Source organism: Serratia grimesii (assembly GCF_900186025.1).
GTDB classification, from domain to species: Bacteria; Pseudomonadota; Gammaproteobacteria; order Enterobacterales; family Enterobacteriaceae; genus Serratia; species Serratia grimesii.
Genome location: NZ_LT883155.1, coordinates 2,864,701 through 2,889,137 on the forward strand (window position 1 = coordinate 2,864,701; position 24,437 = coordinate 2,889,137).

Annotated in this window: 25 protein-coding genes and 1 pseudogene; 16 read left to right on the top strand and 10 right to left on the bottom strand. The window is 52.3% G+C overall.

Features of this window, described 5'->3' with window-relative positions; all coding sequences use genetic code 11:
* Positions 1-12 precede the first annotated feature (12 nt).
* The 6 genes and pseudogenes from SGBXF1_RS13465 to SGBXF1_RS13495 all read left to right on the top strand — a co-directional run bounded on the left by SGBXF1_RS13465 (position 13) and on the right by SGBXF1_RS13495 (position 7,096).
* Positions 13-1,575: an anthranilate synthase component 1 gene (locus SGBXF1_RS13465; protein ID WP_186426989.1), complete on the top strand. Its 1,563-nt coding sequence runs from the start codon at positions 13-15 to the stop codon at positions 1,573-1,575.
* Positions 1,575-3,169: pseudogene (gene trpD, locus SGBXF1_RS23865) on the top strand (bifunctional anthranilate synthase glutamate amidotransferase component TrpG/anthranilate phosphoribosyltransferase TrpD). The gene SGBXF1_RS13465 and the pseudogene trpD overlap by 1 nt, the downstream one beginning before the upstream one ends.
* A 3-nt stretch (positions 3,170-3,172) precedes the next feature.
* Complete coding sequence (trpCF, locus tag SGBXF1_RS13480; protein ID WP_186428512.1) at positions 3,173-4,534, top strand: bifunctional indole-3-glycerol-phosphate synthase TrpC/phosphoribosylanthranilate isomerase TrpF; 1,362 nt, start codon at positions 3,173-3,175, stop codon at positions 4,532-4,534.
* A gap of 28 nt (positions 4,535-4,562) precedes the next feature.
* The gene (trpB, locus tag SGBXF1_RS13485) at positions 4,563-5,756 is read left to right on the top strand and encodes a tryptophan synthase subunit beta (RefSeq protein ID WP_172479814.1); all 1,194 of its coding nucleotides are present in this window, start codon (positions 4,563-4,565) and stop codon (positions 5,754-5,756) included.
* Complete coding sequence (gene trpA / locus SGBXF1_RS13490; protein ID WP_037415854.1) at positions 5,756-6,562, top strand: tryptophan synthase subunit alpha; 807 nt, start codon at positions 5,756-5,758, stop codon at positions 6,560-6,562. Before trpB ends, trpA begins: the two co-directional genes overlap by 1 nt.
* A 219-nt stretch (positions 6,563-6,781) precedes the next feature.
* Positions 6,782-7,096, top strand: a complete 315-nt coding sequence (locus tag SGBXF1_RS13495) for a BON domain-containing protein (RefSeq protein ID WP_037415857.1) — start codon at positions 6,782-6,784, stop codon at positions 7,094-7,096.
* Positions 7,097-7,143: 47 nt separating this feature from the next.
* On the opposite strand, the gene ompW is transcribed toward SGBXF1_RS13495, so the two are convergent.
* Positions 7,144-7,788, bottom strand: a complete 645-nt coding sequence (gene ompW / locus SGBXF1_RS13500) for an outer membrane protein OmpW (protein WP_115185164.1) — start codon at positions 7,786-7,788, stop codon at positions 7,144-7,146.
* Positions 7,789-8,071: 283 nt separating this feature from the next.
* Between ompW and SGBXF1_RS13505 the strand changes: the two genes are divergently transcribed.
* The gene (locus tag SGBXF1_RS13505) at positions 8,072-8,512 is read left to right on the top strand and encodes a YkgJ family cysteine cluster protein (protein WP_037415865.1); all 441 of its coding nucleotides are present in this window, start codon (positions 8,072-8,074) and stop codon (positions 8,510-8,512) included.
* A 165-nt stretch (positions 8,513-8,677) separates the two neighbouring features.
* A complete protein-coding gene (locus SGBXF1_RS13510; protein ID WP_061806397.1) occupies positions 8,678-9,430 on the top strand; it encodes a YciC family protein in 753 nt (250 codons plus the stop codon).
* Between the two features lie 47 nt (positions 9,431-9,477).
* On the opposite strand, the gene SGBXF1_RS13515 is transcribed toward SGBXF1_RS13510, so the two are convergent.
* Entirely contained in the window at positions 9,478-11,181 is a 1,704-nt protein-coding gene (locus tag SGBXF1_RS13515) for a SulP family inorganic anion transporter (RefSeq protein ID WP_186426991.1), read from the bottom strand.
* Between the two features lie 234 nt (positions 11,182-11,415).
* On the opposite strand from SGBXF1_RS13515, the gene SGBXF1_RS13520 reads away from it, so the two are divergent.
* A complete protein-coding gene (locus SGBXF1_RS13520) occupies positions 11,416-11,955 on the top strand; it encodes a septation protein A (protein ID WP_037415874.1) in 540 nt (179 codons plus the stop codon).
* A gap of 75 nt (positions 11,956-12,030) precedes the next feature.
* Positions 12,031-12,459 carry an acyl-CoA thioester hydrolase YciA gene (gene yciA, locus SGBXF1_RS13525; protein ID WP_012145405.1) on the top strand — a complete coding sequence of 143 codons (429 nt, stop codon included), beginning with the start codon at positions 12,031-12,033 and terminating at the stop codon, positions 12,457-12,459.
* Between the two features lie 59 nt (positions 12,460-12,518).
* Here the strand turns inward: yciA and tonB are convergent, their stop codons facing one another.
* Together tonB and SGBXF1_RS13535 are read right to left on the bottom strand one after the other, a co-directional pair.
* Positions 12,519-13,265 carry a TonB system transport protein TonB gene (gene tonB / locus SGBXF1_RS13530; protein WP_130380964.1) on the bottom strand — a complete coding sequence of 249 codons (747 nt, stop codon included), beginning with the start codon at positions 13,263-13,265 and terminating at the stop codon, positions 12,519-12,521.
* 237 nt (positions 13,266-13,502) lie between these two features.
* Positions 13,503-14,156 (bottom strand): epoxyqueuosine reductase QueH, encoded by a 654-nt coding sequence (locus SGBXF1_RS13535; RefSeq protein WP_130380966.1) that lies wholly within the window; start codon positions 14,154-14,156, stop codon positions 13,503-13,505.
* 181 nt (positions 14,157-14,337) lie between these two features.
* On the opposite strand from SGBXF1_RS13535, the gene SGBXF1_RS13540 reads away from it, so the two are divergent.
* Both SGBXF1_RS13540 and SGBXF1_RS13545 read left to right on the top strand, forming a co-directional pair.
* Positions 14,338-14,634 (top strand): YciI family protein, encoded by a 297-nt coding sequence (locus tag SGBXF1_RS13540; protein ID WP_037425743.1) that lies wholly within the window; start codon positions 14,338-14,340, stop codon positions 14,632-14,634.
* Between the two features lie 279 nt (positions 14,635-14,913).
* The gene (locus SGBXF1_RS13545; RefSeq protein ID WP_061806401.1) at positions 14,914-15,177 is read left to right on the top strand and encodes a hypothetical protein; all 264 of its coding nucleotides are present in this window, start codon (positions 14,914-14,916) and stop codon (positions 15,175-15,177) included.
* Positions 15,178-15,249: 72 nt separating this feature from the next.
* On the opposite strand, the gene SGBXF1_RS13550 is transcribed toward SGBXF1_RS13545, so the two are convergent.
* Positions 15,250-15,798 carry a TetR/AcrR family transcriptional regulator gene (locus SGBXF1_RS13550; RefSeq protein ID WP_130380968.1) on the bottom strand — a complete coding sequence of 183 codons (549 nt, stop codon included), beginning with the start codon at positions 15,796-15,798 and terminating at the stop codon, positions 15,250-15,252.
* Between the two features lie 124 nt (positions 15,799-15,922).
* Here SGBXF1_RS13550 and SGBXF1_RS13555 point away from each other — a divergent pair, with 124 nt between their 5' ends.
* Together SGBXF1_RS13555 and SGBXF1_RS13560 are read left to right on the top strand one after the other, a co-directional pair.
* Positions 15,923-17,395, top strand: coding sequence for an MFS transporter (locus tag SGBXF1_RS13555; protein ID WP_186426992.1), 1,473 nt, complete (start codon positions 15,923-15,925; stop codon positions 17,393-17,395).
* Positions 17,396-17,591: 196 nt separating this feature from the next.
* Positions 17,592-18,083, top strand: coding sequence for a Dps family protein (locus tag SGBXF1_RS13560; RefSeq protein WP_037425733.1), 492 nt, complete (start codon positions 17,592-17,594; stop codon positions 18,081-18,083).
* Positions 18,084-18,130: 47 nt separating this feature from the next.
* On the opposite strand, the gene SGBXF1_RS13565 is transcribed toward SGBXF1_RS13560, so the two are convergent.
* A complete protein-coding gene (locus SGBXF1_RS13565; protein ID WP_071593055.1) occupies positions 18,131-18,307 on the bottom strand; it encodes a YciY family protein in 177 nt (58 codons plus the stop codon).
* A gap of 252 nt (positions 18,308-18,559) precedes the next feature.
* On the opposite strand from SGBXF1_RS13565, the gene cls reads away from it, so the two are divergent.
* Together cls and SGBXF1_RS13575 are read left to right on the top strand one after the other, a co-directional pair.
* Positions 18,560-20,020 (top strand): cardiolipin synthase, encoded by a 1,461-nt coding sequence (gene cls, locus SGBXF1_RS13570; RefSeq protein ID WP_037425732.1) that lies wholly within the window; start codon positions 18,560-18,562, stop codon positions 20,018-20,020.
* A gap of 147 nt (positions 20,021-20,167) precedes the next feature.
* Complete coding sequence (locus SGBXF1_RS13575; RefSeq protein WP_004945300.1) at positions 20,168-20,491, top strand: HI1450 family dsDNA-mimic protein; 324 nt, start codon at positions 20,168-20,170, stop codon at positions 20,489-20,491.
* 62 nt (positions 20,492-20,553) lie between these two features.
* Here the strand turns inward: SGBXF1_RS13575 and oppF are convergent, their stop codons facing one another.
* The 4 genes from oppF to oppB are packed head-to-tail and all read right to left on the bottom strand — an operon-like array spanning position 20,554 to position 24,423.
* On the bottom strand, positions 20,554-21,555 hold the full coding sequence (oppF, locus tag SGBXF1_RS13580) for a murein tripeptide/oligopeptide ABC transporter ATP binding protein OppF (RefSeq protein WP_037425729.1): 1,002 nt from the start codon (positions 21,553-21,555) through the stop codon (positions 20,554-20,556).
* Entirely contained in the window at positions 21,552-22,568 is a 1,017-nt protein-coding gene (gene oppD / locus SGBXF1_RS13585; RefSeq protein ID WP_037425726.1) for an ABC transporter ATP-binding protein, read from the bottom strand. Before oppD ends, oppF begins: the two co-directional genes overlap by 4 nt.
* A gap of 11 nt (positions 22,569-22,579) precedes the next feature.
* The gene (gene oppC, locus SGBXF1_RS13590; RefSeq protein ID WP_037425723.1) at positions 22,580-23,488 is read right to left on the bottom strand and encodes an oligopeptide ABC transporter permease OppC; all 909 of its coding nucleotides are present in this window, start codon (positions 23,486-23,488) and stop codon (positions 22,580-22,582) included.
* A gap of 14 nt (positions 23,489-23,502) precedes the next feature.
* A complete protein-coding gene (gene oppB, locus SGBXF1_RS13595) occupies positions 23,503-24,423 on the bottom strand; it encodes an oligopeptide ABC transporter permease OppB (RefSeq protein WP_037425720.1) in 921 nt (306 codons plus the stop codon).
* Positions 24,424-24,437: the final 14 nt, after the last annotated feature.

Consider the following 24,437-nt stretch of genomic DNA (forward strand, 5'->3'; position numbering starts at 1 on the left):
CTGGAACGACACATGATGAACATCAAACCACAACTCAAATTACTGAAGGCGGAGGCCAGTTACCGGGGCGACCCCACTACCATTTTCCATCAATTGTGCGGTTCGCGCCCGGCAACCCTGCTGTTAGAATCCGCAGAAATCAACAGTAAGCAAAACCTGCAAAGCTTGTTAGTGATTGACAGCGCTTTGCGCATCACTGCACTGGGTCGCACCGTCACGTTGCAAGCCCTGACAGCCAACGGCGCCGCGATGTTGCCACTGCTGGATGAAGCACTGCCGGCTGAAGTACAAATTCAGGTGCGCCCTAACGGCCGTGAACTGACCTTCCCATTGATCGATGCGATCCAGGACGAAGACGCCCGCCTGCGTTCACTGTCAGTGTTTGATGCATTGCGCACCTTACTGACACTGGTCGACTCTCCTGCAGACGAACGTGAAGCTGTGATGCTCGGTGGCCTGTTTGCCTATGACCTGGTTGCCGGTTTCGAAGACCTGCCTGCGCTGCGTCAGGATCAACGTTGCCCTGATTTTTGTTTCTATCTGGCGGAAACGTTGCTGGTGCTGGACCACCAGCGCGGCGTTGCTCGTCTACAGGCCAGTGTTTTCACTGCTGACACCGCAGAAGAACAGCGTCTGCAGCAACGTTTGGAACAGCTTCAGGCCCAATTAAAGCAGACACCGCAGCCAATTCCTCATCAAAAACTGGAAGGTATGCAACTGAGCTGCAACCAGACCGATGATGAATACGGCGCAGTGGTCAGTGAATTACAACAGGCCATCCGTCAGGGAGAAATCTTCCAGGTGGTGCCATCACGTCGTTTCTCACTACCGTGCCCAGCACCGCTGGCAGCCTACCAAACGCTAAAAGACAATAATCCAAGCCCGTACATGTTCTTTATGCAGGATGACGATTTCACCCTGTTTGGTGCTTCGCCGGAAAGCGCACTGAAATACGACGCCAACAACCGTCAGATTGAGATCTACCCGATTGCCGGCACCCGCCCGCGTGGTCGTCGTGCCGATGGTTCATTGGATCTGGATCTCGACAGCCGTATCGAACTGGAAATGCGCACTGACCACAAAGAGCTGGCCGAGCATTTGATGCTGGTCGATTTGGCACGCAACGATTTAGCGCGCATCTGCCAGGCTGGCAGCCGCTACGTGGCCGATCTGACAAAAGTGGATCGCTACTCTTTCGTCATGCACCTGGTTTCTCGGGTGATTGGCACCCTGCGTGCCGACCTTGACGTGCTGCATGCGTATCAGGCCTGTATGAACATGGGTACGTTAAGCGGTGCCCCAAAAGTGCGCGCCATGCAGTTAATCGCCGCCTCTGAAGGCACCCGACGCGGCAGCTACGGCGGAGCAGTGGGTTATTTCACCGCTACCGGCGATTTGGATACCTGTATTGTCATCCGCTCCGCGTATGTTGAAGACGGTATTGCCACTGTGCAAGCTGGCGCAGGCGTGGTGTTGGACTCTGTCCCTCAGGCGGAAGCCGATGAGACTCGTAATAAAGCACGTGCCGTGCTGCGTGCCATTGCCAGTGCGCACCAGGCCAAGGAGGTGTTCTGATGGCCGATATCTTACTGCTCGATAATGTTGATTCCTTTACCTACAACCTGGTCGATCAGCTGCGCGCCAGCGGCCACCATGTGGTGATTTACCGCAACCAGATTTCTGCCGATGTGATTATTGAACGCTTGCAGCAGTTAGATCAGCCGGTTCTGATGCTATCACCGGGCCCAGGTACACCGTCTGAAGCGGGGTGTATGCCTGAACTGTTGCAACGCCTGCGTGGCCAGTTGCCGATTATCGGTATTTGCCTGGGGCATCAGGCGATTGTCGAAGCCTACGGCGGCCACGTTGGCCAAGCCGGTGAAATCTTGCACGGCAAGGCCTCGGCAATCAGCCACGATGACGAAGGCATGTTTGCCGGTATGGTGAATCCCTTGCCGGTGGCACGCTACCATTCACTGGTAGGCAGCAATATCCCGGACGAGCTCACGGTTAACGCCCATTTTAACGAAATGGTGATGGCAGTACGTAATGACCAGCATCGCGTATGCGGTTTCCAGTTTCATCCAGAATCGATCCTGACCACCCATGGCGCGCGTTTGCTTGAGCAAACTCTGGCCTGGGCGCTGGCGAAATAACGAGGGAAACGACCATGCATACTATTCTTGAAAAATTGTACCGTTCCGAGTCGATGAACCAGCAGGAAAGCCAGCAATTATTCAGTGCCATCGTACGCGGTGAGTTAGAGCCAAGCCAACTGGCAGCCGCGCTGATCAGCATGAAAATTCGTGGTGAGCGTCCGGAAGAAATTGCCGGGGCAGCCAAAGCGCTGTTGGCCGATGCTCTGCCGTTCCCACGTCCGGATTACCCTTTTGCCGATATCGTCGGCACCGGGGGCGACGGCACTAACAGCATTAATATCTCCACCGCCAGTGCCTTTGTGGCGGCGGCGTGTGGCGCAAAAATAGCGAAACACGGCAATCGCAGCGTTTCCAGCCGATCAGGTTCATCAGATTTACTGGCAGCATTTGGTATTCGTCTTGATCTGCCGGCGGATCAGGCACGTAAAGCGTTGGACGAGTTGGGCGTATGTTTTCTGTTTGCGCCGCAGTATCACACCGGCTTCCGCCATGCGATGCCAGTACGCCAGCAGTTGAAAACCCGCACGGTATTCAATGTGCTTGGCCCGCTGATTAATCCAGCCCGTCCACCGCTGGCGCTGATCGGCGTTTACAGCCCAGAATTGGTGCTACCAATAGCGGAAACCCTACGCGTACTGGGTTACCAACGCGCGGCCGTGGTACACGGCGGCGGAATGGATGAAGTGGCGATTCATGCCACTACCCATGTGGCCGAATTGAACAACGGTGAAATTGAGAGCTACCAGTTAACCCCGCAATCCTTTGGGCTGCAAAGTTACCCGCTGGAAGCCCTGCTGGGCGGCTCACCGGAAGAAAATCGTGACATTCTGGCACGGTTGTTACAAGGTAAAGGTGACCCGGCGCACGCTGCTGCGGTAGCCGCTAATGTGGCGCTGCTGCTGAAGTTATTCGGGCATGAAGACCTGCGCCAAAATGCGCAGCAGGCGCTGGACATGATTCACAGCGGACAAGCTTACGAGCGCGTTACCGCACTGGCAGCAAGAGGATAAATGATGCAGGAAACCGTGCTCAACAAGATTGTTCGTGATAAAGCGCAATGGGTCGCAGCACGACAGCAACAACAGCCACTGGCCAGCTTTCAAAATGAAATCGTCCCAAGCGAGCGTGCTTTTTACCACGCACTACAGGGAACCAGAACGGCGTTTATTCTTGAATGTAAAAAGGCATCCCCTTCCAAGGGCCTGATTCGCGAAAATTTTGATCCTGTAGAGATTGCGTCGGTATACAAGGATTTCGCCTCGGCGATTTCAGTTCTGACCGATGAAAAATACTTCCAGGGCAGCTTCGATTTTCTGCCACTGGTCAGTAAGACGGTGACACAGCCAGTACTGTGCAAAGATTTTATTATCGATCCGTATCAGATCTACCTGGCTCGCTTCTATCAAGCCGACGCTATCTTGCTGATGCTTTCAGTGCTTAACGACGACCAATACCGTCAGCTAGCTGCTGTCGCACATAGCCTAGACATGGGCGTACTGACGGAAGTGATCAGTGAAGAAGAACTGCAACGGGCCATTGCTCTGGAAGCGCGCGTGGTCGGTATCAATAACCGCGATCTGCGTGACCTGAGTATCGATCTGGATCGTACCCGCCAGCTTGCACCACGCGTCCCGCATGGTGTGACGGTGATTAGCGAGTCCGGCATCAACAATTACGGTCAGATCCGCGAGCTAAGCCACTTTGCCAACGGTTTCCTGATCGGCAGTGCCTTGATGTCTGAAACCGATCTGCGCGCCGCCGTGCGCCGGGTGATTTTGGGTGACAATAAAGTCTGCGGGTTGACCCGGGCGCAGGATGCTGCTGCGGCTTATCAGGCTGGAGCCGTCTACGGTGGGCTAATTTTTGTTGGGCGTTCGCCACGCTATGTCGATATCAACCGTGCACGTGAAGTTATTTCCGGGGCGCCTCTGAAGTACGTCGGCGTGTTCTGCGATGCGCAGGTAGATACTGTAGTGAAAACCGTTGAACGTCTGGGCTTGAGAGCCGTACAACTGCATGGTGCGGAAGATCAAAATTATATCACCGCCCTGCGTGCCGAACTGCCGATCGACTGTCAAATTTGGAAGGCGCTGAGCGTGAAAGACCATTTACCGACGCGCGATTTGCAGCACGTCGATCGTTATCTGCTGGATAACGGCGCGGGCGGTACAGGACAACGTTTCGACTGGTCAGTGCTGCACGGTGAAAACCTGGATAACGTCATGTTGGCAGGCGGTCTGGGTGCAGACAATTGTGTTGATGCAGCCAAACTCGGCTGTGCCGGTCTGGACTTTAATTCCGGCGTTGAGAGCCAACCCGGTATTAAAGACCCTGCTCGTCTGGCGGCGGTTTTCCAGACGCTGCGCGCTTACTGAACATTATTAACGGATAAAAACGGGAACTATAATGACGCTGCTTAACCCCTACTTCGGCGAATTTGGTGGACAATATGTGCCGCAGATTCTGATGCCGGCCTTAAAACAACTGGAAGAAGCCTTTGTCAGCGCACAGCGCGACCCGGAGTTTCAGGCTGAATTTATCGACTTGCTGAAAAACTACGCAGGTCGCCCTACGGCATTAACACTTTGCAAGAATCTCACCGCAGGCACTAAAACCAAGCTGTACCTGAAGCGTGAGGATCTGCTGCACGGTGGCGCTCATAAAACCAACCAGGTCTTGGGTCAGGCATTGCTGGCGAAGCGCATGGGCAAAACCGAAATCATTGCCGAAACCGGCGCAGGTCAGCATGGTGTAGCCTCAGCATTGGCTTGTGCTCTGCTCGGCCTGAAATGCCGTATCTACATGGGCGCCAAAGATATTGAACGTCAGTCACCTAACGTATTCCGCATGCGTTTGATGGGCGCTGAAGTGATCCCGGTGCACAGTGGGTCTTCCACGTTGAAAGACGCCTGTAATGAAGCGTTGCGCGACTGGTCCGGCAGTTACGAGACCGCCCACTATATGTTAGGCACCGCGGCAGGCCCACATCCGTACCCAACCATCGTACGTGAATTCCAGCGTATGATCGGCGAGGAAACCAAAGCACAGATGCTGGAACGTGAAGGACGTCTGCCGGATGCCGTCCTGGCATGTGTTGGCGGTGGTTCCAACGCTATCGGTATGTTTGCCGACTTTATCGATGATACCAGCGTTGGTCTTATTGGCGTAGAACCTGCCGGTCTGGGGATTGAAACCGGTCAGCACGGTGCGCCATTGAAACACGGCCACGTCGGTATCTATTTCGGCATGAAAGCCCCGATGATGCAGACCTCAGAAGGCCAGATCGAGGAGTCCTACTCCATTTCTGCCGGACTGGACTTCCCTTCCGTCGGGCCACAACACGCCTACCTGAACAGTATCGGTCGCGCCGAGTATGTGTCGATTACCGATGACGAAGCGCTGGACGCATTCAAAGCACTATCGCGTAGCGAGGGGATTATCCCTGCGCTGGAGTCTTCCCATGCACTGGCACATGCGTTGAAAATGATCCGTGAAACGCCGCAAAAGGAACAAATCCTGGTGGTTAACCTGTCCGGACGTGGCGACAAAGACATATTTACCGTTCACGACATTCTGAAAGCACGGGGAGAAATCTGATGGAACGTTACCAGCAACTGTTCGACCGCCTGGCAAGCAACAAGGAAGGCGCCTTCGTCCCGTTCGTTACTCTCGGCGATCCAAACCCGGCGCTGTCATTGCAAATCATCGATACTCTCGTTGAGGCCGGTGCAGACGCCTTAGAGTTGGGTATCCCGTTTTCCGACCCACTGGCCGACGGCCCAACCATTCAAAGTGCAGCACTGCGCGCTTTTGCCTCTGGCGTGACACCGACCCAATGTTTCGAAATGTTGGCCGCTATCCGTCAGAAACACCCTACGATCCCGATTGGTCTGCTGATGTACGCCAACCTGGTATTCCATAAAGGTATTGATGCGTTTTATCAGCGTTGTGCCGAAGTCGGCGTTGATTCGGTGCTGATTGCCGACGTGCCATATGAAGAGTCTGCCCCGTTCCGCGCTGCAGCGACTCGCCATGGCATTGCGCCTATCTTTATCTGTCCGCCAAACGCAGACGATGATTTACTGCGTGAAATCGCCTCCCACGGTAGAGGTTACACCTATCTGCTGTCGCGTGCCGGTGTCACCGGAACCGAAAGCCGTGCCCAGTTGCCACTGCATCACCTGGTAAACAAGCTACGCGAGTACCATGCCGCACCGCCGTTGCAGGGGTTTGGTATTTCCGAACCTGCGCAGGTTCGCGATGCGCTGCAAGCGGGGGCTGCCGGCGCAATATCCGGCTCGGCAATCGTTAAGATTATCGAACAGAACCAAAATCAACCGGCAGAAATGCTGAAGCGACTGGCGACTTTCGTCAGCGACATGAAAGCAGCGACACGGGCTTAATCCCATCAACAACAGGCGCAGTGGATCGCGCCTGTTGTTAACATCTTGTTTCCCCTCAAAGTTGTGCTTTTTTTTTACACCTAAAATTTGTACAAACCCAATTCTTGTCTCACACTTAGCCTTGCGCGTCGGGCATTTCTATATTTTGAGGAGTGCACTACGTATTCAGGTGAAAACCCGAATGTAGTTTCAACAATAACATTGCATGGAGAGTAATTTATGAAGCTATTTAAAACCCTTTCGGTCTTATGCATGGCAGCCGTTGTGGCATTCGCAGTGAGTGCCTGCGCGCCGACAGCGAAATCTGAAGGGACTGGCGGTTATATTGACGATACGGTAGTGACAACCAAGGTGAAGTCAGCGCTGCTGGCGGATAAAACCATCAAATCTACCGAAATCAGCGTTGAGACCTTTAAAGGCCGCGTGCAACTGAGTGGTTTTGTCAGCTCAAGCGCCGATGCCAACCGCGCAGTGCAGGTAACACGTGGTGTAGCGGGTGTGAAATCCGTTGATAACGTTATGCAAATCAAGTAGCGATAAAAAAACGGAGGCGCAGCATGCGCCTCCCTGTTTCACACCTGTCAGAAGCGATAACCTGCCCCGAACATAAACACCCACGGATCCAAACGCGTATCAATGCTGTGGTGATTACCGTCCGCATCATCAAAGCGGGTCTTGGTCTCAATGTTCATCCACCACACTGACATGTTCAGCATCCAGTGCTCATCCAGGTTGTAATCCAGGCCCGCTTGCGCAGCTACGCCCCAAGAATCTTTTAGACTCAGGTTGCTCAGCCCAGCGCCTTTACCATTGTCATTGAATTTTTCATCAAAGAAAGTGGTGTAGTTAACACCCAGACCCAGATAGGGACGCAGTTTGTCCTGCTTGTCGCCAAAATAGTATTGTGCCATCAAGCTCGGTGGCAGATCGCGTACTGTCGCGATGTCACCGTTCACTGCCGAACCATTCAGCCCAACCTTGTGACGAAACGGCGTTGCTGCCAACAATTCAACACCAATATTGTCTGTAACCATATAGCCGAAGGTCAGGCCAAGTTGGGTGTTATTATCGGCGCTGAATGATCCCTGCCCCAGCACGTCGTCAGATCCGGCATTTGGCCGTACCGTTGCAGCGCCAGCGCGGAAAAGAAAATCACCTGCCTGATGCGCACTTGCCAACATAGGCGCCATCATCGCCGCCAATACCACCAGAGTTGTCTTTTTCATTATCCATTCCATTTGTGTGGTTATCATCCAAGGGGAATATACCTACTTACGGGTATTTATGATCCCATCGAGATCACATCTTATGTGTAAAAGTTTTAATTCCTACTAAAAACAAGGTTACCTAAGGGACTAATAAATCAAGGATTGATCTGAATCAAAAAACGCCTTTTGTTGCAAATTATCCACATGTTTAAATTTCAGTTGCTAAAAAAAACGCCGCTGCGTAATTTCATCTTCCGTGTTGGTTTTGGTTGGTGCCGTAAGGAGTCGGTGAGCAATCAAGATGAGCGAAATTCTAAATCCCTGTGTCAGTTGCGGCGCGTGCTGCGGCTATTTTCGAGTGTCATTCTATTGGGCCGAAGCGGAAGATGGCGGCGGCGTGGTTCCTATATCCCTTACTGAGCCGTTAACCCCCTTCCTGCGCTGTATGCAGGGGACCAACAGCAAGTCCCCACGCTGTACCGCACTCGACGGTGAAATCGGCAAAGCTGTTTCTTGCTCTATTTACCTCAATCGTCCCAGCCCATGTCGCGAGTTCGACCAGTCCGGAGAAAACGGTCTGCGCAATGAAGCCTGCGATCGTGCCCGCGAACGTTATGGTTTGCCGCCTTTGCCCGTTCCCTTGGCTTTATCCTTGCCAATAACGGTGATTGCCGAAGAAATCGCCGCAGTGCAACTCGCGGGGTGCCACAGCAGCGCGGAACAGGGTACAATCGCCCACTGATTTTTGATTTATACCCAAAATAATTCGAGTTGCTTCACGGCGGCAACAAAGCTCATCCCCTGGCGCATACGGTAGTATGTGACCAGGGGATGCGCAGGAAGCCAACAAAAATGCAACTTGAAGTATGAAAGGTATCTCTCTGTTTCTCGATACCAAGGAGTCTGCATGCCTATCACGGCCAACACGTTGTACCGTGACAGTTTCAATTTTTTCCGTAACCAACTGACCAGTATCCTAATGCTGGCGCTGTTGACCGCGTTCATTTCTGTGTTGCTCAATCAGGCTTTTAGCCCTGACGTTGAGCAGTTGAAAATTCTGAGCGCAACGGAAGGTGACTTTGCTGCATCCGCCGGTATGGGGATCCAGGAAATTATTCAACAAATGACTCCAGAGCAACAAATGGTGTTATTGAAGGTCTCTGCCGCTGCCACGTTTTCTGCATTAGTGGGTAACGTGTTGCTGGTGGGTGGGATGTTGACGCTGATTCGCCTGGTTTCCCAGGGGCAGCGTATCAGCGCACTGCGCGCTATCGGTGCTTCTGCACCGGAGCTGCCGCGTCTGCTGCTGCTGCTGTTTATCTGCACGTTGTTGACCCAACTGGGCCTGACGCTCTTTGTCGTGCCTGGCGTGATCATGGCAATCGCTTTCTCGTTGGCGCCGGTCATTACCGTTACCGAGAAAAAAGGCGTCTTTGCCTCGATTAAGCTGAGTTGCAAGTTGGCATTTGCCAATGCACGCGTGATTGTTCCAGCCATGATGCTCTGGCTGGCCGCAAAACTGCTGGTGCTGTTTTTGGTGAGCCACCTTTCAGTGCTGACGCCAAACGTCGCTAGTGTAGTGCTGACTGCGCTGAGCAACCTGGTTTCCGCACTGCTGCTGATTTACCTGTTCCGTCTTTATATGCTGCTGCGCAGTTAATCTTGCGGCAGGAACCTAAAAGGCACGCTTCGGCGTGCCTTTTTTGCTTACTGGGCTGCAGGCGGCTCTGCCTGCTCTTTGCTCTGAATCAACTTCAGGGCCAGGTATAAATCCGGTACCAGGATTAATTCCCGGTCGCGCCCTAGCCGATTGATACGGAACCAGCGTGTCAATTCGGTTCGCCGCCCAGCCAGCACCAACTTAACGTTACGCTGTAACAAATCTCGCTTTAATTCGTCGATCGCGGCCAGCACACTGATATCCGCATGGGTAAAACTGGCGACTGCATCCACAACCACCCAGCGCGGTTGAAACGGTGTACTGTCCACCAGATTAAGTATCCGTCGTTTGAAATAGGCCACATTGAAATAAGTCAGCGGCGAGTTGAAGCGATACATCATCACCCCTGGCACCACCTTTATGCCGTTATTGTTGCCCATTGAGTGGATCATACCTTCATCATTGACACCCAAGAGCTGTTCAGTCGGACGAAACACCGTGCGCAGAAACTGCATCAAACCTAACAACACCGCCAACCCAATGCCACTGATCACCCCCACCAGCAGTACACAAAGGAAGGTAAACATCGCCAACCTGAATGCCTGAGCATTGCGACGCCGCATCACCCAGATACCGCGGATATCCAGCAGAGACCAAGCAGCATACATCAGCACCACACCCAAGCCCGCCACCGGAATGAATTGCAACGGTGCCATCAGGAATAGCAAGACGAAAGCGATCACTGCCGCTGCAATGATCGATACCAACTGACTTTTACCACCATTAGCATCATTGACTGCGGTACGCGAATCTGCCCCGCTGATGGCGAACCCCTGCGACAGCGCCGAGACGATGTTCACTAACCCGAGTGCACGGAATTCAGCATCCGCATTCACCTCATAGCCGTTTTTCGCCGCAAAGCTGCGAGCAGTCAGCATCATACTGACAAAGCTCACCACCGCGAGGTTAAGTGCCGGGATTACCATGTCACGCAGCAAACCTGGCTGGAAATCTGGCCACTGTACGACAGGCAACACATCACTGAATCCCCCCACCGTCACCACACCATGTTGTTGCAACCCGCCAACCCAGGTGACAAAAGTAACCAGAACGATAGCGAATAACGGCGCGGGCCAGTTAGGGCGCCATTTTTTGAACCCGATCAGCGTAACCAGGGTCAATAACGATACCGCCATCGTTAGCCAGTCGCTGTGCATCAGATTGCCCGGCAATGCATAGATACGTTCAATCAATTGCGCCGGGTGCACGCCAAATCCGAACACCTTGCCAATCTGATCGACAATGATGGTAATCGCCACGCCGTTCAGCAAACCGCTGAGTATTGGCCGTGAGAGCAAGTCGGCCAGTGCGCCCAGCTTGAAGCGGCTGGCCAACAGACACCAGGCCCCCATCATCGCCGTCATCATAATGGTCAACTGCCAGTGGCGCTCCATATTACCCGCAGCTAACGGAGTCACGACGGCAGCAATGACGGCACAAGTCGCTGCGTCTGGCCCCACAATAAGCTGGCGCGAGGATCCGAAAAACGCGTAGGCAACCATCGGTAAGATACATGAATAGAGCCCGACTACTGGGCTGACTCCGGCCAATTCGGCGTAGGCAATCGCCACCGGCAATGCCACGGCAGCAACGGAAAGTCCGGCGCGTATGTCCGGTTTGAGCCAACTGCGTTGATACCCTAATAAATGCGTCAAACCGGGCGTAAGCGCCTGGAGAGATTTCCACTGCATAAACTGTTTTCCGTTATAAATTATCCGGCTATTATTGCGCGTATCATGCGATGCCAGTGCCGTGCTGGCAATCTACCCGCCGCGAACTCGCGACCTCAATCGTAAGTTTATGCAAATTCCTGCTTTCATGGCGGAAATCCGGTGGCTAAACGCCGATAATCAGCACTTGTCAGCGGTACACAGAGACCGCCAAATCCGGTATAGTCGGCCGATGAACAGATGATGGATTGATTTATGAAGCAGTTTCTTGATTTCCTCCCGTTAATTGTCTTTTTTGCATTCTATAAGCTCTACGATATCTACGTTGCTTCTGGTGCGCTGATTGTCGCTACGGCTCTGGCGTTAGTGTTCACCTGGTTCAAATACCGCAAAATCGAAAAGATGACGTTGATCACCTTCCTGATGGTATTGGTGTTCGGTACTCTGACGTTGGTGTTCCATAACGATTTGTTTATCAAATGGAAAGTGACAATCATCTACAGCCTGTTCGCGCTGGCGTTACTGATCAGTCAACTGGTGCTCAAAAAGCCGCTGGTTCAACGTATGCTGGGTAAAGAGATAACGCTTCCCGATAGAGTCTGGAACAACCTCAACCTGGCTTGGGCCGTGTTTTTCCTGGCTTGCGGCCTGGCAAATATTTACGTGGCTTTCTGGCTACCTCAGAGTGTGTGGGTTAACTTTAAAGTGTTCGGGCTAACCGCGCTGACGCTGATATTTACCCTCCTCAGCGGCGTTTATATTTATCGGCACATGCCGGAAGAACAGAAAAAATAGTTACAAAATTGTTAATGCCCGTGGCCTTTGCTACGGGCAGTATAGTGAAATCCCTTCCTTGATAAGCAGACAGCTATGACTCAACAACGACCTTTACCCAGTGGCGAAATGGTGCTGCGAACGCTGGCGATGCCGGCAGATACCAACGCCAATGGTGACATTTTTGGCGGCTGGCTGATGTCGCAGATGGACATCGGCGGCGCTATTCAGGCGAAAGAAATTGCCGAAGGCCGCGTCGTCACCGTGCGTGTCGATGGGATGACCTTTCTGAAGCCGGTCGCGGTGGGTGACGTGGTGTGTTGCTACGCGCACTGCATTCGCACCGGACGCAGCTCCATCACCATCAATATCGAAGTGTGGGTCAAGAAAGTGTCCTCTGCCCCAATCGGTCAGCGCTACCGTGCAACTGAAGCGGTGTTTACCTATGTAGCCGTGGATGACGAAGGTAACTCACGTGCCCTGCCAGATGGCAAGATGAACTTCCGCGTCGGCTTCGAAGAATAAGCTGAGATGCAGGCAGTAAAAAGGGTCGCCATGGCGACCCTTTTTTATAGGTATCAATATCAGTTCAATTCCGTGGTGCCGTTAATTTTAAAGCGAATGTTTACGGTACGATCTTTCGCTTCTTTGGCTTCATAACGCCACTTACGTAATGCCTGTTTCACTTCACGCTCAAACATATTGCGTGGTTCTGCTGACAGGATACGTACGTTACTCACGCGACCATCACTGTCGATATCAAACTGTACCCGCACATTGCCTTCAATTTGTAAGGCTCGGGCGCGTGGTGGATAAATCGGGTCAGCGCGGCTGATCGGTCTCGGCCCCACATCACGCGAATTTCCCTGGACCGGTGCTGAAGGTGCCTGTTTCACCGGCGCTTTATCGATAGGCTTAGCCGGTTCGTTGTTTTCAAACGGTGACGGCTCACGCGGTTCCGTTTTCTGCGGCTCGCGTTTAACTGTTTTTTCGACCTTCGGTTTAGGTTTTGGCTTCGGCTTAGGTTTTACCGGCTCAGGCTTCAGGATCGCCTTCGGTGGCGGCTCAGGAATGGGTTCCGGTTCCGGCTCGGGTTCAGGCTCAACCTGCGGCTCTGGCTCAGGTTCGGCTGGCGCAGGCGGTGGCGGCTCCGCCATCGCGGCGGTATTGACCATCATGACGCTGATCGGCGCATCTTCTGGTTTCGGTAACTCCATCACTTCCTTGACGGAAGCATAAAGTAAACCCACCACCAAGGCGCTATGTAAGCCAACTGACAGGACAATCGGCACGGACAAACGACGATTAAGGAACATCTTTTTTAGCGGCATAATGATTCTGTTTCCTCTGGTTCGCCAAGTTTAAATGCAAATAGCAATCATATTCAATAACGAATGGCAAACTATCGCTCTAATCGTCATTAATCATCGCTAAAACCTGCAAACTCATGGGGATATTAACCTTTCATTTGCCTTTTAACTGAGGCTTTTACACGCTTTATTAACCTGATTTACCGTGATTAAAATAAAAAAACCCGCCTTAGCGGGTTATCTTTCACCAATGTAGCGCTATTCTTCATCACCGTAATACAGCACACCCAACTTGATCAGCGGTCTGCCCTGCGCTTTACGGTGCAAGTTGGTATCGCGCAATGAATAGACACAGCCGCAGTACTCCTGCTGATAAAAGCGCTCACGCTTGCTGATATCAATCATCCGCGACGCACCGCCTTTTTTGCGCCAGTTATAATCCCAATACGCCAGGTCTGGATACTTTTCCGCCGCGCGTATGCCGCAGTCTGTAATTTGCTGCATATTCTTCCAGCGAGATATGCCCAGCGAACTGGAAATGGTGTCGTACCCGTTTTCGTGCGCATAAAGTGCCGTGCGTTCAAAACGCATGTCGAAACACATGGTGCAACGGATCCCACGTTCTGGTTCGTTCTCCATGCCTTTAGCACGGGCAAACCAGTTATCAGTGTCGTAGTCGGCATCGATGATAGGCACACCATGTTGCTCAGCAAAACGGATGTTCTCGTCCTTACGCAATAGGTATTCTTTTTGAGGATGAATGTTCGGGTTATAAAAGAAAATGGCGTATTCGATTCCAGAGGCCTGGATGGCTTCCATCACCTCACCGGAACAAGGCGCACAGCATGAGTGCAGCAGCAGTTTGCTTTTGCCCGCAGGTAAGTCGAGTTTTTCTCTAACCAGTTCCGTCATTTCCTCACCTCTCAACCCTTGTCCTATTAAATCGCGCGGCCGCACTATACGAATAAAAACGAGTCGCTTCAAGGTATAAGCGCCAACCATAGGCAAATTCCAGCGGGCAGGCATTCCCTTGTATCCCCTTTTGCGCTACTTTAAATTTACCGTTCTATAGCAATGATTTTAAAGGTGAAATATGCTTTATCTGATCTACGCGCAAGACGTGCCCAACTCATTGGAAAATCGCTTATCAGTGCGCCCGGCACATCTGGCTCGCCTGCAGGCATTGCGTGATGAGGGCCGCCTGGTAATTGCAGGTCCAAATCCCGCCATCGACAGCAACGATCCTGGCAGTGCCGGTTTTAGCGGTTCTACTGTGATTGCTGAATTCGCTTCATTGGCAGATGCTCAAGCTTGGGCCAAGCAGGATCCTTACGTCGCCGCAGGCGTATATGCTGACGTGACGGTAAAACCTTTTAAGCAAGTATTGTAGTTTAGGTTCTGCTTAAGCGGGTTAGGCATGGCACCTTTCCCGCTCTATATCGCAGACAAAAAAAGCCAGCACGGAGTGGCTGGCTAAAGGGTTCTTCGAGGGAATATCTTGTTCGGTAAAGTTACTCCCTTCACCTCTCGGTTCGCCATCTATTGATGTAATAGGTAAACCCACTTCTTTTTTGGTCGCTGAATGGAATATTCCCCATGTTGTCCTACACTTGAGCCGTAGTCAGAGCACAAATTTATCAATTCTTTCTACCTTCCAAAAGGAACAGTGATGAAAGCAACTAAATATCTCTTGGCAGCACTGGCATTTGCCTCTTTCTCTTCCATGGCAGCCATCGAAATTACCAAAGAAGAAGCGGCGAAACACACCGAAATTGGGCCGGTTACCATCTCACAAGACGGTGATGACACCGTTGGTATCGACCATACAAGATTGTCTAAAGCGGTCGATGAAAAAGGCGGTAAGTACTACGTCATTATTGGCCGAGAAGGGAAAACCACCTTCGAAACCATCAATGCCGTAGCCTACAAATAATACCGGCATACCTAGTGAAATATTAACGCGGCGGGCAGGCGATGCCGCGTTAATCGTGAACATCTCCAGCTATTATTTTTCCTGTTGCAATACCACTGACTGAACATCCGCGAACATGCTGTCCCACTCTGACTGGTCAATGTCCATCAAACCAAAGAATCTCAACATAAATGCCCCCTCAGTCGCCAGGAAAGCCACCCGCGCACGCTTGCCCTCTTCGGTCGTTAAATCCAGACCGGTAATCCGGCTGCGGTACCAATCTCGTGTGCTGTCCAAATGCTCAGGGGTTTGGATCAAGGTTGCCATCAGACCTGCCGCCTTAGCGCTGGAGGCTTGATCAGAGCTCCGGGTTGCCTGCATATGTGCTTGTACTGTGGTCGTGGCAGAGGGATTTTCCCCGGCAATGGCATCAAACACCTTGTCATACGCCTTGCCCCAACGTTCAAACATTGCGTCAATTAACGCATCTTTGCTACCAAAGCAGTACTGCACCCCGCCCTTGGAAATTCCCATTGCCTTGGCAACGGAATCAATGGTCAGCCCGGCGGCACCTTGGGTAGCAACAATCTCTTCAGCCACATCCAAAACCTTGTCACGATCGATGCTGCGTTGACGTCCCATTGATAAACCCTCTTTTCAATACATACGTATGGATATATATTACAACCAGTATACCACCCGAAACCTTTGGGTGGTTACCTAATGGCAACGCATCCGCGTAGCCCGCTTTTTTTGGAATAATATTATGCACGTAAACAACCGTTGGTTGATCCTGGCAATGATCTCCAGCGCGCTATTTTTGATCATCATCGACATGACGGTGTTATACACCGCCTTGCCACGACTCACGCAGGCGCTGGATGCCAGCGCGTCACAGAAATTATGGATCGTAAATGCATACCCGCTCGTGGTCGCTGGTTTATTGCCCGGCGCAGGTATGTTGAGCGATCGTATTGGTCATAAACGGCTGTTTATTGCTGGGTTGCCTGTTTTTGCCGTCGCCTCTCTGTGTGCAGCCTTTTCTCCGTCGGCCGAATGGCTTATTGCCGCCCGAGTGTTCCTTGCAGTTGGCGCAGCAATGATGATGCCGGCGACCCTGTCCATCGTCCGACATGTATTCACCGACGAGCGTGAACGCGCCTTGGCGATTGGTATCTGGGCCGCCGTCGCTTCCGGTGGTGCTGCCCTCGGCCCTGTGGTTGGCGGCGTGTTGATGGAGTATTTCTGGTGGGGATCGGTGTTTTTGATCAACGTCCCTGTCGTCCTGCTGGTACTGCCACTGGCGTGGCGGTTGATACCTCACTGCGGAGGAGAAACTCAACGTCCCTACGATATTCTTGGGTCGGTACAGATCATGGCAGGTTTGGTGGGCTGTATCTATGCACTGAAAGAGCTGAGTAAAGCGTCACCCTCCTTTACTGCATTAGCGTTTGCCGCCACGATCGGTATTTTGGCGCTTTGGTTGTTTGTCCGCCGCCAACGACAGCTGCCTTTCCCGATGATCGACTTCTCTTTGTTCAAGAACCGGTTGTTTGCTGGTGGTGTAGGGGTTGCGTTGGTGTCAATGGTGGCACTGGTGGGCGTGGAGTTGGTGCTAACCCAACGCTTACAGTTAGTGCTTGATTTGAGCCCATTACAGGCCGCGCTGTTTATTCTGCCGATCCCACTGGCATCAGCCTTGGCTGGCCCACTAGCCGGTTTATTACTACCGCGCTACGGTGAGCGCAACATGATACTTGGCGGCTTACTCCTGACAGGGCTTGGTATCGCCGGTCTGGCCCTGCTTTATCAAAGCAGCCTGATGTTGCAGTTGGTTTGCCTGTTTATCGCTGGCTTTGGTATTGGCGGCGCCATCACTGCCGCATCCACCGCCATCATGCTGAATGCCCCGGAAGAGAAGTCCGGTATGGCGGCGTCGATCGAGGACGTCTCCTATGAACTTGGTGGGGTTCTGGGTATTACACTACTCGGCGGATTGATGACGGCTGTTTATAGCCACAGCCTGGTGCTACCGGATAATTTATCGGTGAGCAGCATTGCCTACGACAGTATCGATGAAGCCCTAAGATTGGCCGCCAATCTGGCTGTCGAACAAGCAGAACAGCTTAAACGACTTGCGCGCCTGGCTTTCGATCGTGCATTTATCGTCGTTTTGTTTACTGCGGCGTTACTGATGGCGGTGGGTGCTGGCGTGGCAAAAATGGCCTTGCGCAAGTAATGATACAAAGCCGCTTTTGTTGTTAACGCATTCTGCTTAAACTGATTTGGCAATTTGCTTTACGGATTTACCGGCATTGGTTTTAGCGATGGCAGTGATGCCTTTGAACGACTTTAACCACAAGGTAAATCCGGTTACTGTGTTTGTTATGGATATTGTGTGACTCATCGAAACAAATAATCAGGAGAAGATTATTATGGCAACGACGAAGAAAGCAGCGAAAAACCATATCGGCCTGGACAGTAAACAATCGGCAAAGCTATCAGAAGCGTTAAATGCGCTACTGGCGAATTATCAGGTGCTGTATATGAACGTGCGCGGTTATCACTGGAACATTTCAGGCCCGCACTTTTTTGAACTGCACGTCAAATTTGAAGAGACCTATAACGATCTGCTGACCAAAGTTGATGAACTGGCAGAACGTATTCTTACTCTGGGTTCACAACCGCGTCATGCTTTCAGCGATTATCTGAAAACTTCCGACATCAAGGAAGATACTAACGTCACTGATGATAAAGGCACGCTAACAGGGTTGCTGCACGGTTATTCAGTGCTGTTGCAACAGCAACGCGAACTGCTGGCACTGGCCGCTGACGCAGGCGATGAAGGTACTGCCTCACTGATGAGCGACTACATCAAAGAGCAAGAAAAGCAGGTTTGGATGCTTAACGCTTATTTGGGTAAATAACCCTTACTGCACTAAACAAAACAGTCCCCTTAGGGACTGTTTTCGTTTTACCACTCGTACGCCACCACAAACAGCAATGAACGCCGGTGCTGGTCATCCAAGCGTCGCCGCACCCGAATAATATGCCGATTACTGCACGACTGGCGCTCCAACCAGCGATGCCTACGGCGCTGACTCTGCCGCAGCATCCGCCAGCGGCCCACCTCGTTTCTACTGCGTCTCATCGTTTCGTTACTCGTCCGTCAAATGCCAACGGCGGGCATTATAGCCCTTTCACCGCACGATCCAAGCCACAGTTCGCTGCTTTTCACCTTCTCTGAGCGGCATGATAACCGGGACAAAATGTTTTTTTATTTACAGCAAGTCCCTTAAGCCAATCATATTTTTGCAACATAAGCGCCGAGAAAAGGTTTCACCTTTACCATTCTGTGCGTACACTCATCATTGGTGGTTTGCGAACGGGATTTTTCGCCTTTATGACAACATTTTATACCGTAATCAGTTGGCTCATGGTATTTGGTTACTGGCTACTTATCGCCGGGGTGACGCTGCGTATCTTGATGAAACGCCGGGCAGTACCATCCGCGATGGCTTGGCTGCTGGTTATCTATATTCTGCCGCTGTTTGGTATCGTGGCTTATTTATCTTTTGGTGAGTTGCATCTGGGTAAACGCCGCGCTGAACGCGCCAAGGCGATGTGGCCCTCGACCGCACGCTGGCTCAGCGAATTAAAAGAGAGCCAACGTATCTTCGCCACCGACTACAGTGAGGTCGCCAGACCTCTGTTCCAACTGTGCGATCGCCGCCAAGGTATTGACGGCGTGAAAGGCAACCAACTCCAATTACTCACCACCACTGACTCAACGCTAAAAGCGTTAATCCGTGATATTGAACTTGCACGCCATAATATTGAGATGGTGTTTTATATCTGGCAGCCCGGCGGCTTGGTTGACCAGGTGGCCGAATCACTGATGGCTGCTGCACGCCGTGGTGTGCACTGCCGCCTGATGTTGGACTCTGCCGGTAGCCTGCAATTCTTCCGCAGCCCCTATCCTGGCATGATGCGCAATGCCGGTATCGAAGTGGTTGAAGCGCTCAAAGTTAACTTGTTTCGTGTCTTCCTCCGTCGAATGGACTTACGTCAACACCGTAAAGTGGTGCTGATCGACAACTATATTGCCTACACCGGCAGTATGAATATGGTTGACCCACGTTACTTCAAACAGGATGCAGGTGTCGGCCAGTGGATCGATCTGATGGCGCGCATGGAAGGCCCGGTTGCCAGCACCATGGGCATCGTTTACGCCTGTGACTGGGAAATCGAAACCGGTAAGCGCATCCTGCCACCACCGCCGGACGTCAATATTATGCCGTTCGAACAGGAAAGCGGTCACACCATTCAGGTTATCGCCTCCGGCCCCGGCTTCCCGGAAGAAATGATCCACCAAGCCCTGCTAACCGCGGTTTACTCAGCGCGTGAGCAGTTAATCATGACCACCCCCTATTTCGTACCAAGCGACGATCTGTTACATGCCATTTGCACAGCCGCACTGCGTGGTGTTGAAGTCAGTATTATTGTCCCACGCGACAACGACTCAACCATGGTGCGCTGGGCAAGTCGCTCTTTCTTCTCAGAGCTTCTGGAAGCAGGCGTGCGTATTTATCAGTTTGAAGGCGGCCTGCTGCATACCAAAAGCGTACTGGTCGACGGCCAACTCAGCCTGGTCGGCACGGTGAATCTGGACATGCGCAGCCTATGGTTAAACTTTGAAATCACATTGGTGATCGACGACGACGGTTTCGGCAGCGATTTAGCCTGTGTGCAAGATGACTATATTGCCCGCTCGCAGTTGTTGAACGCCAAAGAGTGGCAGAAACGGCCGTTCTGGCATCGTATTGTTGAGCGCCTGTTCTACTTTTTCAGCCCGCTGCTGTAAATGCCGTAGCGGCCATGCTTTATACCCTTACCGTAGGGGGCAGCATACAGCGCCTCTACCTCTCTGAGGATGAATGAGCTGGTCGCCTAGCTACAACTTGAAATTCATAGGGTATAATGAGGAATCATTTGTTATCAGGATTTAATTATGGATTTGAATAACCGCCTTACTGAAGACGAAACGCTGGAACAGGCTTACGACATCTTTTTGGAGTTGGCTGGCGACAATCTGGATCCGGCGGATATTCTGCTGTTCAACTTACAGTTTGAGGAGCGCGGTGGCGCAGAGCTGTATGATCCGGCAGAAGACTGGTCAGAACATGTAGATTTTGATCTGAATCCGGACTTCTTTGCCGAAGTCGTGATTGGCCTGGCGGATAGCGACGGTGAACCGATCAACGACGTCTTTGCCCGCGTCTTGCTCTGCCGTGAGAAAGACCACAAGCTCTGCCACATTCTGTGGAAAGAGTGAGTTGCCATCCGGCATAAAAAAACCCGCCCATTTGGCGGGTTTTTTATTGGCAAAGGTACCGCTTACAGTGGATCAACCTTGAGACATGACACCGCATGGCGGAAGCTGCCTTCCAGCAGCGGGCGCGTCTTGGCGCATTCCGGTCCGGCAATCGGACAACGAGTGCGGAACACACAGCCGGATGGCGGGTTAATGGGTGAAGGCAGTTCCCCTTCCAACAACTGGATCTGTTTCTCCTTCTCCTTGTCCGGATCCGGGATCGGCACCGCCGACATCAACGCTTTGGTATAAGGGTGCTGCGGGTTATGGTACACCTCGTCATAAGTGCCCAGCTCCACGGCATGGCCCAGATACATTACCAACACGCGGTCAGAGATGTGTTTTACAACCGCCAGATCATGAGCGATAAAGATCAGCGATAGGCCCATTTCACGCTGCAGTTGCTGCAACAAGTTGACCACCTGCGCCTGAATCGACACGTCCAGCGCCGAAACCGGTTCATCGCAGATCACCAACTTAGGTTCGAGGATCAAGGCTCGTGCAATACCGATACGCTGACACTGTCCACCAGAGAACTCATGCGGGTAGCGGTTGATCAGGTTAGGCAGCAGGCCCACCTTCAGCATCATCGCTTTAACCTTGTCCTTCACTTCCTGGCGCGGCATTTTCGGATAATAAGTACGCAGAGGTTCAGCGATAATTTCACCGATCGTCATGCGCGGGTTCAGCGAAGCCAGAGGATCCTGGAAGATCATCTGAATATCGCTACGGGTTTTCCGCCAGTCCATATCACTCATGCCGAGCAGATCTTTACCTAACCAAGCAACACGCCCGCTAGTGGCTTTTACCAGGCCGATAATGGCGCGGGCAAAGGTTGACTTGCCACAACCCGATTCACCCACCACGCCCAGAGTTTCCCCTTCGAACAGACGCAGTGTTACGCCATCAACCGCCTTTAGCGTTTTCGGCGGCTGCCAGAACCACTGTTTGTCATCATGAATGTCGAAATGCACTTTCAAATCGGCCACTTCGAGCAACACTTTTTTGTCGGTTACCGTACTCATACCAACGCCTCCACCGGTTTAAAGCAGGCACGCAAGCGCCCTTCACCAAACTGCTCCAATGGTGGAGCACTCGAACATTGCGGCATCGCGTACGCACAACGTGGCTGGAACGGGCAGCCTTTCGGCAGACGCAGCAGGTTCGGCGGGTTACCTGGAATGGTCATCAGTGCCTCGCCTTCGGCGTCCAGACGCGGTACTGCATTCAGCAAGCCGATAGAGTACGGATGGCTCGGATGATAGAACACATCACGTGCACTGCCGTATTCCATGGTCCGCCCGGCGTACATCACCAGCACTTTATTACAAATGCCGGCCACAACGCCCAGGTCGTGGGTAATCATAATGATGGCAGTGTTGAACTCGCGCTTAAGCTCGTTCAGCAGCGTCATGATTTGCGCTTGTACAGTCACATCCAGCGCGGTAGTCGGTTCATCGGCGATGAGCAATTTCGGCCGGCACAGCAACGCCATAGCGATCATGACACGCTGACGCATGCCGCCGGAAAACTCATGCGGGTACATACGCATACGCTTACGTGCTTCCGGCATTTTAACCGCGTCCAGCATGCGGACAGACTCTTCAAATGCTTCGCTTTTGCCCATTTTCTTGTGCTGCATTAGCACTTCCATCAACTGCTCACCCACACGCATATAAGGGTTGAGAGAAGTCATTGGGTCCTGGAAGATCATCGAAATCTCTTCCGCACGCAGCTTATTGAGCTGTTTTTCCTCCAGATTGAGGATTTCCCGGCCATTAAATTTGGCCGAACCACCGATGCGCCCGTTGCTGGCCAGAAGCCCCATCAGCGCGAAGGCCGTCTGGGATTTACCTGAGCCAGACTCCCCCACGATACCGAGTGTTTCGCCGGCACGCAGATCAAAATTCAGATCGTTTACGGCTGTCACATCACCGTCCGGGGTACCGAAGGTCACGCGCAGATCTTTTACATCCAACAACAACGACGACTTAACGGCGGTGTTGGTTTGCAATTGTGGATTTTCAATGGTGCTCATGATTGCACTCCTTAACGATCTTTCGGGTCGAGGGCGTCACGCAAGCCATCGCCGATAAAGTTGAAACAGAACAGAGTGACAACCAGGAAACCCGCCGGGAACAGCAGCAACCACGGTGAAACTTCCATCGAGTTAGCGCCATCGCTGAGCAATGCCCCCCAACTGCTTAAAGGTTCCTGAGTACCCAGCCCCAGGAAGCTAAGGAAGGATTCAAACAAGATCATGCTAGGCACCAGCAAGGATGCGTAGACCACCACGACACCAAGTACGTTCGGCACGATATGGCGCAACACGATATTGCGGCTCGAAACCCCACACACCAACGCCGCTTCGATAAATTCTTTACGTTTCAGACTCAGCGTCTGTCCACGCACGATACGCGCCATATCCAGCCACGACACCATGCCAATCGCCACAAAGATCAGCAGGATGTTTTGACCAAAGAAGGTCACCAACAGGATCACGAAGAACATGAATGGGAAGGAGTTGAGGATCTCCAGCAAACGCATCATGACCGAGTCAATTTTACCGCCCAGATAACCGGACATTGCGCCGTACAGTGTCCCAACAATCACCGCCACCAGCGCAGCCGATACACCAACCATTAATGAGATACGCCCACCGATCGCCACGCGCACCAACAAATCACGACCGGATGAGTCTGTACCAAAGTAGTGCCCCGATTCAAAGCTTGGTGCGGCCGACATCATCGCCCAGTCAGTATCGTCATAGGCAAACTGTGATAACCACGGAGCCACTATGACAAACAGGGTGATCAGCGCCAACACAAACAGGCTGCTCACCGCTGCGCGGTTATGCACAAAGCGGCGGCGGGCATCCTGCCACAGGCTGCGCCCTTCCACTTCGAGCTTTTCGCTGAAGTTCTCCAGAGCCTCGCTGTTCTTTTTCGTCAACATCATTTGCGTGCTCCAGCTTAATAACGAATTTTTGGATCGATAACGGCATACAGCACATCAACGATCGCGTTAAACAGAATGGTCAGGCCACCCACCAGAATGGTCAGGCTCAATACCAGAGAGTAGTCACGGTTCAACGCGCCGTTAACAAACAACTGGCCGATACCAGGCAGACCGTAGATAGTTTCGATCACCATCGAACCGGTGATAATGCCGACAAATGCCGGGCCCATATAAGAAAGCACCGGTAATAACGCGGGTTTCAACGCATGGCGCAAAATAATGCGGCGCATCGGTAACCCTTTGGCGCGAGCAGTACGGATGAAGTTTGAATGCAGCACTTCTATCATCGAACCACGCGTGATACGGGCGATACTGGCAATATAGGCCAGTGACAACGCCACCATTGGCAAGATGATAAATTTCGGCGCACCGCCGTTCCAACCGCCACCTGGCAGCCATTTCAGCGTGATGGCGAAAATCAGTACCAATAACGGCGCCACCACGAAACTGGGTATCACCACCCCGGTCATGGCAAAGCCCATCACCGTATAGTCCCATTTAGTATTTTGATTCAACGCGGCAATGACGCCGGCACTTACCCCCAGGACCACCGCCAGCAAAAATGCGGCAAGACCCAATTTGGCAGATACCGGGAAAGAAGCAGCCACGAGGTCATTTACCGAATAATCCTTGTATTTGAATGATGGCCCGAAGTCCCCCTTCGACAGCTGAACCAAATAATGGCCATACTGCTTCCAGATCGGATCGTTCAAATGATATTTGGCCTCGATATTGGCCATCACTTCTGGCGGCAACGCGCGTTCGCCGGTAAATGGACTACCGGGTGCCAGACGCATCATAAAGAATGAAATGGTAATAAGGATAAATAGTGTCGGGATCGCTTCTAACAAGCGACGAAATATAAATTTAAGCATTGCCCTAACCCTGT